10 protein-coding genes are annotated in these 12918 nt (G+C 65.5%); 4 read left to right on the top strand and 6 right to left on the bottom strand.

Going from position 1 to position 12918, the window contains the following annotated elements; translation table 11 throughout:
• Positions 1 to 13 precede the first annotated feature (13 nt).
• The 4 genes from U743_RS16375 to U743_RS19670 form a co-directional block, all read right to left on the bottom strand.
• On the bottom strand, positions 14 to 1405 hold the full coding sequence (locus U743_RS16375; RefSeq protein WP_043769874.1) for a hypothetical protein: 1392 nt from the start codon (positions 1403 to 1405) through the stop codon (positions 14 to 16).
• A 111-nt stretch (positions 1406 to 1516) separates the two neighbouring features.
• The gene (locus U743_RS18380) at positions 1517 to 3346 is read right to left on the bottom strand and encodes a fatty acid desaturase (RefSeq protein WP_198022083.1); all 1830 of its coding nucleotides are present in this window, start codon (positions 3344 to 3346) and stop codon (positions 1517 to 1519) included.
• Between the two features lie 370 nt (positions 3347 to 3716).
• Positions 3717 to 4502: an SDR family oxidoreductase gene (locus tag U743_RS16365; protein ID WP_043769872.1), complete on the bottom strand. Its 786-nt coding sequence runs from the start codon at positions 4500 to 4502 to the stop codon at positions 3717 to 3719.
• The gene (locus U743_RS19670; protein ID WP_269530708.1) at positions 4499 to 4630 is read right to left on the bottom strand and encodes a hypothetical protein; all 132 of its coding nucleotides are present in this window, start codon (positions 4628 to 4630) and stop codon (positions 4499 to 4501) included. Before U743_RS19670 ends, U743_RS16365 begins: the two co-directional genes overlap by 4 nt.
• Before the next feature lie 181 nt (positions 4631 to 4811).
• On the opposite strand from U743_RS19670, the gene U743_RS16360 reads away from it, so the two are divergent.
• The 4 genes from U743_RS16360 to U743_RS16345 all read left to right on the top strand — a co-directional run bounded on the left by U743_RS16360 (position 4812) and on the right by U743_RS16345 (position 10457).
• Positions 4812 to 6026, top strand: a complete 1215-nt coding sequence (locus U743_RS16360) for an acyl-CoA dehydrogenase family protein (protein WP_043769869.1) — start codon at positions 4812 to 4814, stop codon at positions 6024 to 6026.
• A gap of 170 nt (positions 6027 to 6196) precedes the next feature.
• Positions 6197 to 7681, top strand: coding sequence for an aldehyde dehydrogenase family protein (locus U743_RS16355; protein ID WP_043769867.1), 1485 nt, complete (start codon positions 6197 to 6199; stop codon positions 7679 to 7681).
• 52 nt (positions 7682 to 7733) lie between these two features.
• Positions 7734 to 9290, top strand: coding sequence for an acyl-CoA synthetase (locus U743_RS16350; RefSeq protein ID WP_043772556.1), 1557 nt, complete (start codon positions 7734 to 7736; stop codon positions 9288 to 9290).
• Between the two features lie 195 nt (positions 9291 to 9485).
• The gene (locus tag U743_RS16345) at positions 9486 to 10457 is read left to right on the top strand and encodes an NAD(P)H-dependent flavin oxidoreductase (RefSeq protein WP_043769865.1); all 972 of its coding nucleotides are present in this window, start codon (positions 9486 to 9488) and stop codon (positions 10455 to 10457) included.
• A 184-nt stretch (positions 10458 to 10641) separates the two neighbouring features.
• Here U743_RS16345 and U743_RS16340 read toward each other — a convergent pair whose 3' ends face one another.
• Both U743_RS16340 and U743_RS16335 read right to left on the bottom strand, forming a co-directional pair.
• A complete protein-coding gene (locus tag U743_RS16340) occupies positions 10642 to 11730 on the bottom strand; it encodes a 2Fe-2S iron-sulfur cluster-binding protein (protein ID WP_043769863.1) in 1089 nt (362 codons plus the stop codon).
• Between the two features lie 12 nt (positions 11731 to 11742).
• Positions 11743 to 12885 carry a fatty acid desaturase gene (locus U743_RS16335; protein ID WP_043769862.1) on the bottom strand — a complete coding sequence of 381 codons (1143 nt, stop codon included), beginning with the start codon at positions 12883 to 12885 and terminating at the stop codon, positions 11743 to 11745.
• Positions 12886 to 12918 lie beyond the last annotated feature (33 nt).

Genomic DNA, 12918 nt, shown 5'->3' with positions numbered 1-12918 from the left:
AACCGGAAACGACTCAGCGCTCGGCGTCCTTTCGCGCCAGATTCACCAGGCGACGCAACAACTCCGCATCATAGAAGGCCGGATCGTCCGCTTCGCCACCGACCCGTATGTGCTGAAGCTGCTGTTGGTCCAGGGCGTTACCGCTCCGCGTCTTGAGCAGACGGCCCTCCGCATCAAACACGCTGCGCGTGCCGCCGCCCTCGGTTGGCAGGAAGAGAAGGTCATCGTAGGAAACCAGCTCATAACGGTGATCGGCATCACGACGCGCACTATCCGCCACGACCGGCGAACCCCCATCCTTGACGCGGGCGCGTGCCGCAATGCGCGGCACGCGCCCCTCCGACTCGCCGCCATCCCCGGCCAAGACATCCGAATCGGCGGGCACCCAGCGATAGTCTTCACCGGTCGTCGCAATCGTCTCGTGGACAAGCGCCTCACCGTCCGAATCGAGGGTTACCCGCCAAACACGTCCGCGAAGCGAGCCGTCGTCACCTTGCGGCGCGCTGTCACGAAACCACATGACGTAGTTGAACTGCAGCAGCATCTCGTCGCCGATTCGCGTGAAAGTCGGCAGGTAATAGACTGTCGGCTTACCGCTATCCCCTCGCATTTCGCCACCCTTCCAATGGATCCGGCGTGGCCTCTCAGAGGGGGCGTCCGGCGCTATTGCCAGCCTCGGCGCATGATGGACTGCCAGCGCCTTCCACAGATTGCTGGTCATACCGACACGCCCGAGACGGTCGCGGGGAAGCTCGTCGAATTCATCCAGAACGCGCGCGGTATCCTCGTGCGGCGCGGCGCGCCAGAACTCGAACGCGCTCGTGTTCTCGCCACCGGGTTGAGACTCTTCGGCTATGCGCTTGCCCACCAGAATGTCGTCGGCGGCGCTACTGTCAGCTTCATCGGACGGCTTGGCGAGTGTGTCCGAATATTCCAGCGTGCGCGTGAGACGTTGCCAGTTTTCGTCTTCCTGCAACTCCATCGCCGACAGCCAGACGCCACAAAGCCGCATGTCGTCCATCGCATTCGCCCGCTCGCTTACGGACCAGCCAAGATTCCTGAGTTCGATCTCTCTGGCGAAGGCATCGTTGTAGCGCAGCTCCCTCAGCCAAAGATCAATCTCCTCGCGACTCGAAAGCGTTGGCAGCACATCCGCAAGCATCCGATCGGTGCGCAGATAGGGGAAACCCGGAATCTTCTTGTAGGACACCTCGCCGGCTTCGGCTTCTTCCACAGCCGCATCGATCTCTCGATAGCGCGGATAACAGGTCTTCACGAACTCTCCGACCGCTTCACCGAGGTCCGTGACCTCGGGCTCGTCGTCGCTGCCATAAGTCAGCGGCGAAAGTACGGTAAGCATCAGGCCGGTGGCCAACGAGACGGGCAAGGCAAGCTGACTGATCACTTTCGAATCCTATTCATCGACACTAAAGAATCCTCCGAGCTGCCGGCGCCCCAATGACCCGACGAAAGTTCGGGGGCAGGGCGCAGTACGCTGCCGCTCCGCGAGATCGCGTCAGAGATCCAGCAGCAAGCCTTCCCCGGCTGCGCGGGAGACGCAGGTCGTCATGCTCCCGGCCTGCCGCTCCTCAGGGCTGAGCACAGCATCGCGATGCTCCACCTCGCCCTCGAGCACCGTGCAGGCACACGTTCCGCACAAGCCCTGAGTACACACCGAGGGCACTGCGTAGTTATGCGCATGCAGCACTTCCAGGAGGGAACGTTCGGCCGGCACTTCGAGGCGTTTCCCCGAACGCGCGAGCGTCACGGTGAAGGGCTTGTCTGTAGCAGCAGAAGAGGCAGCCGTAATAAAGCTTTCCGTATGGATCGCGTCCGCGGGCCAGCCCCGCGCCGAGGCGAGCTCGGTGACGTGATCCATGAAGCCCTCCGGCCCGCACAGATACATGTGCTGCCCGGCGCTCCACGCGGGAAGATCCGCAGCACCAAGGCGCGGCATGACCGCATCGTCACCGAGGTGAAAACGTACCTGCTCGGCAAAGGGCGCCGCGAGCAGTTCATCGCCGAAAGGCAGCAAACCGCGGCTCCGGGCACAGGCATGCAGTCTGAATGGCGTGCCTTGCGCATGAAGCGCATCAGCCATTGCCAGCAGGGGGGTAATACCGATACCCCCCGCCACGAGAATGACGCTGGCGGCATCTGTCTTCAGAGGGAAGTGGTTGCGCGGCACGCCAATATTGATGACGTTCCCGGGCGCAAACCCCTCGTGAACGGCCAGCGAACCACCTCGCCCGTGGTCTTCCCGCTTCACGCCTATGCGATAACGGCCATCCGCTCGCGGCGTGCTTACCAAGGAGTACTGGCGTATGCGCCCGGGCGCCACCTCTACATCAATATGCGCTCCCGGGGAATAGGACGGAAAGGGCGATCCCTCCGCCGGTTCGAGCAGATAGGCGCGCACCGCCTCCGAGACTTGAACCACCTCGGCGACGCGAGCCCTCAGCGGGAGCTCGGACGAGGGCGAGCGCGGCTCGCCCGGATGACGCAGCGGCCCGACGGGCCAATCCCAGACGATCTCATGCTCGCGAAGCTCCGGTTCCGCGAGCCTCCAGGCAGCGTTGTAGCGATAGTAGGGCACTGCCGGGAACATGTGATGTACGAGGTGCTGCGACTGCGAGAGCGTCATCCAGCGCATCGGCCAGCCCCCGCGGAACATACGCGTCGCCTGGAGCGGGCGCTGGTCCTGGCGCACGCCTTCCGGATGCTGGATCGCAGCGAAGGTATAGGTGAGCAGCATCAAGCCGAGGCGCTGCGGAATCAGCCACAACAGAATGAACTGCAAGGCGAAGGGGGAGGCCAGCCAGAGCCCATGCCATGCGATGAAGAAGGCGGCGCTGGCGGCAGCTCCGGCGACCTCCGGCAGCGGGCGCTCCTTCAACTGGCGCGCATACCAGGCGATCCAGTAGATATCGATGAAGGCCCAGACGAAAAGCTTCCCGGGCATCCGCGCTGAGACCATGACCTCGTCCGGGTCGGAGTGCGCAATGCCGGTATGCCGGTGGTGCTCCAGATGCAGAAAGCGATACAGCTGCGCCGTGAAGCCGGGGAAGAGCGGCAGCGCGGCGATGGTGCCGAGCAGGTCGTTGACGGCTGGATTCCGGGACAGCGAGCCGTGCGCGGCGTCGTGCAGAGGCGTAAAGATGGCGTAGATCGCCAGCGCATTGATCACCAGCGCAGCGCCGTAGGGGAGAGCCCCGGCGAGAAAAAGGTAGCAGCTGCCGATCAATGCACCGTAGCAACCGGCGACCAGGAGAATCTCCTGCCAGGCCAGGACGGGCAGGGCGTGAATCCTGTGGAAAGTCGGCTTGGAGACGATACGCTCCAGCACTTCGCGCTCGGCTCGCGGATAGCTCGTTTGGTTCATGGTCCTTGCAGCTGACCCGCGTCAGCTTGTGAAGCCCAGTTCAACTTAGCCTGCGCATGGCGTGCTGGCGCCTCTCAAAAGAAGGGGTTCCAGGCTGGCCATGCAGGACCATGCAGCTCGTCTTGGCGTTGAAAGGTCATAGCCTGCACCGCCTGCGCGGCGCGGCGATGGCTCTCCAGCGCGGAGGAAGTCAGCTGCCCGCAGCAAGTTGCCACGACGCCAGCGCACCATTGCGCCGACCGCCGGCTGTGCGCAGCGCTTCGACAGTAAAGGCTTCCGCCACAGTGATTCTCCTGGCGGTTTCCACGATAGAGAAATGGCATCAGCAGCCGCGCTACTGGCCCATTTCTATAGCACTGCCGCCCACGGTCTGACCGCCGTCGCTGACCATGAGCGCCCCCGTAACGTTGCGCCCGGCCTCCGAGCACAGATAGACCGCGAGATCGGCGATATCACTGCTCTCGCCGTAACGCCGCAGGGGGATGGTCGCGGTCAGCCGCTCCTGTGCCTCCGGGGTAGGCGTCAATCGCGCCATGCCCTCGGTATCGCCGATCGGCCCCGGCGCGATGGAGTTGACCCGGATGCCCTGCGGCCCCCACTCCAGCGCCAGGCAACGCATCATCTGGTCGATCCCCGCCTTGGCGGCGCAGGCGTGCACCTGCTGGCGCGCCGGCATGAAGGACTGCAGCGCCGAGATGGTCAGAGCCGCTGCACCCGGCCGGCGCAGATGCGGGTAAGCCGCGCGGAGCACGTTGAAACTGCCCACCAGATCGATATCGATGACGGTGCGAAATCCCTTCGACGACAGCTCCGCCGCGGGCGCAAGAAAGTTGCCGGCAGCCCCCGATACGACGATATCAATAGGTCCGTGCGCCGCTTCGCAGGCCGCCACCGCGTTTTCGACCGCCTCGTAGTCGCGCACGTCGGCGACCTGGCCGGCTGCATCGCCGCCCAGCGCTGCCACGGCCGCATCGATCTTGTCCTGCGAGCGGCTAATGATGAAGACCTTTGCGCCCAGCTCCGCGAAACGCCGCGCGATTGCGAGATTGATGCCGCTGGTCGCGCCGGCGAGAAAGGCATTCTTGCCAGCCAGGAGATCTGCGCGGTAGATGCCACTCATCGCGACGGCATCCGGATGCCGCCGTCGACGCGGGCGGTCTCGCAGCAGGCGCGAAGATTGGCGTCATTGCCACAGCCGATGCCGGAGACGCCGCCGACGATAAGGAAAACGCGATTCTGGATCTGCATGAAGTACTCCCTGAACGGCCTGGTGCGCGAAGCGGAAAAACCCGCGTTGTGAAGCGCCCCGAATCATGACCGCGCCCGCACATTGCCCCACAAACTTTCGTCCGGGCTGTGGCAAGTCGAAAGTTTGGCCGCCTGGCGTCCTCGGCGACCTACGCTGTCGCCACTGATTCGGAGAACCGTCATGCCGCAACGCCAAGCCGACCACCTGTCCAGCGACATCTTCCTGCCCGACGAAGCCCTGGCAATACGCCGGGAGGCGCGCGCTTTCGCGGACGAGGTGCTGGCACCAGCGGCACACCGCCTGAACTGCACACCGGAATCCGCTGAGGCCTTCCCCCGTGCCGAGTTCGAAGCGATGGCCCGCGCCGGGCTCTACGAGATCCCCTATCCTGCCGAAGTCGGTGGTCGCGGCCTGGCACATCCGACCTTGGCCACCGTCACGGTGCTGGAAGAGCTGGCTTACTACGCACGCGGCTTCGCCTCAGCGCTGTACGACGGCCAGGCGATTCTGGTCGGCAAGACGCTCGAACATGCCCAGGAGCCGCTGCGCAGCCACTATCTGCCGCGGCTGATGCGCGGCGAGCTGGTTGGCTGCTTCGCCACCAGTGAACCGGAGGCGAGCACCGATCTGTCCGTGGATTCCCTGCAGACCGTTGCCGAGAGAGTCGACGGCGGCTGGCGCATCAACGGCACCAAGCGCTGGATCACCAACTCCCCGGCCGGCGACATCATCCTGGTGCTCTGTCGCACCGGCGACAGCCTCAGCATGCTGCTCGTCGACATGCACGACCCCGGCGTCCGTGTCTCGGCGCCCGATTTGAAGATGGGCAATCACGCGCAGCTGACCGCCGACGTGCGCTTCGAGAATGTCTTCGTACCCGACGATCACCTCGTCGGCAGCGAGGGCGGCGGCATGCGCGCGGCTGTCGGCGCGCTGGTGCTGGGGCGCATCGGCATCGGTGCCGTCGGCGTCGCCATGGCGCAGGCGGCCTTCGACTACGCCACCGATTACATGAGCCGAAGAAAGGTCTTCGGCCGCGAACTGGCGCGCTTTCAGCACTGGCAGTACCGCTTCGCCGAGCACGCTCTGCAGATCGAAAGTGCGCGCAATCTCTACCAGAAGGCGGCCCTGCGCTTCGACCGGGAAGGCTCTGCCGAGCCAGAAGCCCCCATGGCCAAGATCGCCGGTTCGCGGCTGGCCGTCGACGTGGCGCGCGACGCCATCCAGGTCTGTGGCGCCTACGGCTTCGTGCGGCATCTTTCGGGGCCGGACGAGGACTATCCGCTGGAGTCGATCTACCGTGACGCCAAGATTGGCGAGATCTACGAGGGCGCCAATGAAATCCAGAGCTGGGTGATTGCGCGCCGGATCTTCGGGCGCGCGATGACCGGCTGATCACCTCGGAACGCACGCAAGAGAACCGGGGAAGCGCCCGCCTCGCGCAGCCGGCAGATCACCACGGAGCCTGCGTCTGAGACGAAGGGAGCGACCGCCAAGACTTTGGTCGGGGTCGCTCTGGGGTCTGCGCGTCCACACTTCAGCGTCGACAAGCTCGGAGGATGACCATGAATACGCTCAGCGACTCTGCCACGCGCCCGCGCCTTCCCGAAGGCAGGAACTTCATTGCCGGAGAGTGGCGCGACGAAAGCGGGGCAGAACGCATCACCGTCACCGACCCGGCGAGTGAGACCGTGCTGGGAGATATCCCCTGCAGCAGCGCGGCCACCGTGGACAAAGCCGTGCGTGCGGCGCGCAAGGCCTTCAACGATCCAGCCTGGAGCAATCTGGCGCCGATGGAACGCGAAGCGCTTCTGCATCGCCTCGCGGCGCTCGTCGAGCAGCATGCCGACGATCTGGCCACCATCGAATCCCTCGACAATGGCAAACCCATCGCCTTCTCGAGCACGCTGGATGTGCCGCTGTCGGCCCAGTGGCTGCACTATTTCGCGGGCTGGCCGAGCAAGCTGTCCGGCCGCAGCATGCATCCGGCGGTGCAGCCCACCGGCAGCCATCACGCCTACACGCTGCGCCAGCCCGTAGGAGTCGTGGGTGCCATCGTGCCCTGGAACTTCCCGCTGGTACTGGCTATCTGGAAGCTCGCGCCGGCGCTCGCGGCGGGGAACACGGTGGTGATCAAGCCGGCTGAGCAAACGCCCTACTCGCTGCTGAAACTGGCGGAGTTGATCGAAGCCGCCGGCTTCCCGCCAGGGGTTGTCAATGTCGTGCTCGGCGACGGCCGCACAACCGGCCAGGCCATCGTCGATCATCCGGGCGTCGACAAGATCAGCTTCACGGGCTCCACCGCTGTCGGCAAGCATCTGCTGACCAGCGCCGCGAACGACCTCAAGCGCGTAACGCTGGAGCTCGGCGGCAAATCGCCCACCGTCATCCTGCCCGACGCCGACCTGGAGACAGCCATCCCTGGCGCCGCGCAAGCGGTCTTCGTCAATTCCGGGCAGATCTGCTTCGCGGGGACGCGCCTCTTCGCACCGCGCAAACACTTCGACCGGATTCTCGAGGGCGTGGCCGAGGCCGCCAAGAGCTTCCCCGTCGGCGCCGGCCTCGACCCCAACAGCATGCTCGGACCCGTCGTCAGCCAGCAGCAGATGGACAGCATCCTCGGCAAGGTCGAGGCCGGCGTGAAAGCCGGCGCCAGCACCTTCTGCGGCGGCGGGCGCCTCGACCGCGAGGGCTACTTCCTGGAGCCCACGATCCTGGTAACCGACGACGCGCAGAACCCCGCCTACCGCGAAGAGATCTTCGGGCCGGTGCTGACAGCCACGCGCTACGACGAGCTCGACGACATCATCGCCATGGCCAACGATTCCGAGTACGGGCTCTCGGCCAATCTCTACACGTCGCATTTCGGGCTTGCCCACCGTCTCGCCGCGCAGCTGCAGGCCGGCACGGTCTGGATCAACACCCAGCTGTCGCCGGACCCGCACATCCCCTTCGGCGGCTTCAAGCAGTCCGGCTGGGGCCGCGAGAACGGCGAAGACGTCTTCGCTCACTACACCGAAACCAAGTCGGTCATCGCCAGCCTGGCCTGAACACGGGACGGGGCGCGGTCGCGACACCGGCTCAGAGGAGGAGGAAATGGTCATGCAGTTCACTCAGGGTCTCCACCGCGCCCGGCAGCAACAGCCGGAAGCCATCGCCACCATCTGCAACGGGCGCCAGCGCAGCTTCCAGGAGCTCCACGAGCGCGTGGCGCGACTGGCGGGCGCGCTGCGGGCGCGCGGCATCGCGCGCGGCGATACCATCGCCATCCTGGCGCTGAACTCGGATCGGCACCTCGAGTTCTACCTCGCCGGCGCGTGGCTGGGTGCCCGCGTCAATCCGATCAACTTCCGCTGGAGCGCGGCGGAGATCGTCTACGCGCTTCAGGACTCCGGCTCGGTGGCGCTCTTCATCGACGACACCTTTCTCCCCCATCTGGAGACGGTCCAGACCGAGTGCCGCGATCTGCGCTTCTACGTGCACTGCGGTGACGGCGATTGCCCGCCGGATCTGCTCTCGCACGACGCCCTGATCGCAGACGGTGAAGCAGTCGACGACGTCAACGCCGGCGGCGACGAGATCTTCGGTGTCTTCTACACCGGCGGCACCACGGGCAAGCCCAAGGGCGTGCTGCTGTCACACCTCAATATCTGCAGCGCGGCGCTGGATCTGCTCGCCGAAGGCGCGTTCCCGGAAGACGCCGTCGGCCTGCACGCGGCCCCGATGTTCCATCTGGCCGATATGATGCAGGTCACCTGCCTGCTGCTGCGCGGCGGCACGCACATCATGCTGCCGGCCTTCCGGCCCGACGCCGTGCTCGAACTGATCGCTGAGCACCGCATTACCGACCTGCTGCTGGTACCCGCCATGCTGCAGGCGCTGGTCGACAGCCCCGACTGCGCCGGCGCCGATACCTCCAGCGTGCAGCGCATCTACTACGGCGCCTCGCCGGCCGCCGAGGCGCTGCTGAACCGAGTAATGACGACCATACCAACTGCCTCCCTGACGCAGGTCTACGGCATGACCGAAATGTCGGCGATCATTACCGTGCTGCCGCCGACCATGCACCTGCCGGAGCAGCGCCATCTCGGTCGCTTGCGCTCGGGCGGCCGCGGCACCTATCACGTGCAGGTGCGCGTGGTGGACCGAGATGGCCGCGAATGCCCACGCGGCGAAGTCGGCGAGGTCATCGTGACCGGGCCGACCGTCATGCAGGGCTATCTCAACAAGCCCGAAGCCACGGCGGAAGCCGTCCGCGATGGCTGGATGCACACCGGCGATCTCGGCTACATGGACGAAGGCGGCTACGTCTTCATCGTCGATCGCGCCAAGGACATGATCATCTCCGGTGGCGAGAACATCTACTCCGTCGAAGTGGAGAATGCCGTAGCCAGCCATCCCGCCGTGGCAGCCTGCGCCGTCTACGGCGTGCCCAGTGACGAATGGGGCGAGTCGGTACACGTCAGCGTCGTGCTCAAGCCGGATCAAAGCCTCGACGTCGACGCGCTGCAAACGCACTGCCGCGAGTGCATCGCCGGCTACAAGCTGCCGCGCAGCATGGACATCCTCGACGAGCTGCCTGTGTCGGGGGCCGGAAAGGTGCTGAAGAACGAGCTGCGCAAAGCACGCTGGGCGTATCGCGAGCGCGCGGTCCACTGACCGCGGATGCGAAGGCGAAAGGCGCTTGCTGGGCAATGCCCATGGATCGCCGGAAGCTCCGCCCCAGTGCCAGCGACGGTGCGCGTTGCGCCACGCACCAACCCAACCCGCTGCGGAGACGCACGCACCGCGTGCTTCCGATTATTGACATAGGACACCACCATGGATGACGCCCGAGCCCCGACCCAACCACGCATGAGCACCCGCGTCAGCGACATGCTCGGCATCGACTACCCCATCGTTCAGGGCGGCATGATGTGGGTGGGGCGCGCCGATATGGCGGCGGCGGTCTCGAATGCCGGCGGCCTGGGCATCGTCACCGCCCTGACCCAACCCACCCCCGAAGATCTGCGTAACGAGATCGCCCGCTGCCGGGAGATGACCGACAAGCCCTTCGGCGTCAATCTGACGATCCTGCCCTCCCAGAATCCGCCGCCCTACGAAGCCTATCTCGACGTCGTGCTCGATTCCGGGGTCAAGATCCTCGAAACCGCAGGCAACAATCCGAAGGCGTTCATCGCCAAGGCCAAGGCCGCCGGCGTAACGCTCATCCACAAATGCACCTCGGTGCGTCACGCGCTGTCTGCTGAGCGCCACGGCGTCGACATCGTTTCCATCGACGGCTTCGAGTGCGCCGGCCACCCCGGCGAGGACGGGGTCGGCGGGTTGATCCTCTTCGCGGCCGCCGCGCGCCAGGTCAAGATTCCACTCATCGCCTCCGGCGGCGTTGCCGACGGCCGCACCATGGCGGCCGCGCTGGCCCTGGGCGCCGAGGGCGTCAATATGGGCACACGCTTCTGCGCCACCGTCGAGGCCCCCATCCACGAGGCCATCAAGCAGAAGCTGGTCGAGGCCACCGAGCGCGACACCAACCTGATCTTCCGCACCCTGCACAACACCGGCCGGGTGCTGAAGACCGAAGTTTCCGACGAGGTGCTCGCCATCGAGAACCGCCCGGGTGGCTGCGCCTTCGAGGACCTCCGCCATCTCGTCTCCGGGGTCAAGGGGCGCGAGGCGCTCGACACGGGCGATGCCGCCAAGGGCCTGATCTGGGCCGGTCAGACCGTCGGGCTGATCAACGACATACCGAGTTGCGCGGAATTGCTGCAACGCATGGTCGGCGACTGTCGCGCGCATCTAGGCACTGCCGCGCGGCTCGCCGCCTGACAGAACGGTCACAATGGCGGCGATTTCAATGCCGCACGCAATAGACGCGGGCCCACGCCGACCGTTCCGGCGGGCAATGATCTCGCGGCCCTTGGCGCTCGAAGGCCTGCTTGGCGAGTAGAACAGGGGGCGGCACCACCCACCGCGCACATGTTTCTGTCAGTGGCTGCCGTCACCCCAGCGCTCAGCCCGTAGGCAGAAACTTGTCGGCGTGAATGCGATCCGGAACGACGCCGCAATCGATCAGCAACGCCTCGACGGCCTGCACCATGGGCAGCGCCCCGCAGACAAAGGCGGCAGTCTCCGAATAATCGATGGCGAGATCTCCATTCTTCAGCGGCTCGGTAACCAGCCCGCGTGGGCCGTCCCAATCCGAATCGGCCGGCTCGTCGGAAAGGATCGTGATGACACGCACCCGCTCCGGCGCCTGCGCCACCAGCGCCTGCAGCCAGGGTTCGGCGAAGCGGTCGGCTTGCGTGCGTGCTCCGAGGAGGATCGTGAAGCGCGCCTTGTCGGAACGGGCGAGGCGATCGGCGACGATGGACAGCACCGGCGCCAGGCCCGTGCCGCCAGCCACGCAGAGGCCATCGCGGTCGAGATCGTCGTCGTGCACGCCCATGACGCCAAAGGGCCCCTCGACCCAGATCTTGGTGCCGACGCGGTTCTCGTTGAAGAGCCACTCCGAGAAAGCGCCGCCCGGAAGCCGCTTGACCATGAAGCCGAGCTCGGTCGCGCCTTCCTCACCCGGCGGCGGATCGTAGATGGAATAGCTGCGCCGCACGAAGGAGCCGGACTCGGCCAGCGAGCAGTACTGCCCCGCCTCGAAGGAAAGCGGCTCGTCCAGGCGCAGACGCAGATCGACGACTTCGCCGGGGAGTTGCCGCCAGCCGACGACCTGCGAAGCTACGGTCTTGACGGAGGGCGGCTTGTGGTTACCGATCTTGACTTCGATTTCGAGGTCCGAATGCACCTTGGACTGGCAGGCCAGAATGTAGCCCGCTTCCAGTTCCGCATTGGTGAGCGGCGACAGGGCGAAGTCGATCATCGGCCGGATTTTTCCGGAAATCAGCTTCGTCTTGCAGCTGCCACAGACGCCGACGCGGCAATTGTGCGGGTAGTCGATTCCCTGCCCCAGAGCGGAGAGCAGAAGCAACTCGTTCCGGCCGACATTGAAGCTCTGCTGCAGTTCGCCGCGGTGGACGGCGCGAACCCGGCAGCCGCTTGACTGCCGGGCCGTCTTTGCTACCGTCCCGGCTTCGATGGTGCTCACCATCGCGCGGTCCCGTCAGGCCGCTGCCGGCCAACCATGGCCGTAGTCGCCCACACCCTTGCTGGGCTGGTAGTCCGGCGGGTTCAGATCGTGCCAGCCGGCGCGCGCATTCTCTCGCCAGGCGATCTCGCGCTCCTGCTGGGTGGCGTAATGATCGTCCCAGTGCTTGAGCAGCGGCTTGATCGCCATGAACCACAGCGGCGGCACGAAGGCCAGCAGCACGCACATAAGGAACTGCGGCTGCTTGGGCCCGTCGCGATCCGGCTCCAGCTCGTAGAAGGGCTTGTAGCTGTCGTCGTGATGTCCGGCGTGGTTCGTGATCTCCAGCGCCAGGACACGCACGAAGGGCGTCAGATGGTTCCAGGTGTGATGATTCTTGAAGCGTCCCGGTGTGGCCGAGATGAGGCCGTAGTGATTGCAGTAGTTGAAGACCTCGAGGAACATGCGCGGCCCCAGCAGGCAGGTCAGGATGGCCAGGGCCGCGCCGGCAAAGCCGCCGACGAGCCACAGCACCCCAGTGAAGGCCAAGAGCGTTCCCGCCTTCTTGACCCAGCCGTTGCGCGGGTCGTACCACTTGCGACCCCGCTTCCCCCAGAGCTGCTTCTCCAGGTGATAGGACTCGGCCCACTGCTTGGGGAAGGTACGCAGGATATGGCCATAGACCGTATCGCCGCGTCGTGCGTAGTCCGGATCATTGGGCGTCGCGACGTGCAGATGATGCGTCACCACATGCGTGATCTCGCGCCACGGGTCGAAGATCGCGCACTGTGCCGAGCGCCCGAGAAAGCGCAGCAGCCGGTTCTCGCGGTGGAACATCTCGTGGACCGTGGGGGCCGTGACCACGAAGCCCACGATCATCATGCTCACGAAGGCGCCCACGGCAGCGGAGGTCGTGGCGAAGTGCCCCTGTCCGACGAGCCAGGCGTAGAAGACGATCATCAGCACGCCCATCACCATCGTGCTCGCGGTGATGAGGTCGTAGAGCCAGTAGTGGCTCGATGTCCGCATGCGGTAATCATTCTCCAGAAAGGCGTCGAAGAAGAGCACCGCCAGCAGCAGACCCAGCCCCAGCCAGGCGAAGTTGCCGCCGAGCCACATGCCGTAACCGTGAAGGCCGAGGATCGCGGGCGACAGCAGATACTTGATGTGGTCGGTCATGTCTCGCTCCAGGCCCGGTTTCGGCGCGGGCCA

It is taken from the genome of Algiphilus aromaticivorans DG1253 (assembly GCF_000733765.1).
In the GTDB taxonomy this organism is placed as follows: Bacteria; Pseudomonadota; Gammaproteobacteria; order Nevskiales; family Nevskiaceae; genus Algiphilus; species Algiphilus aromaticivorans.
The sequence above is the reverse complement of the archived record's forward strand: the minus strand, read 5'-3'. Positions and strand labels throughout refer to the sequence as shown.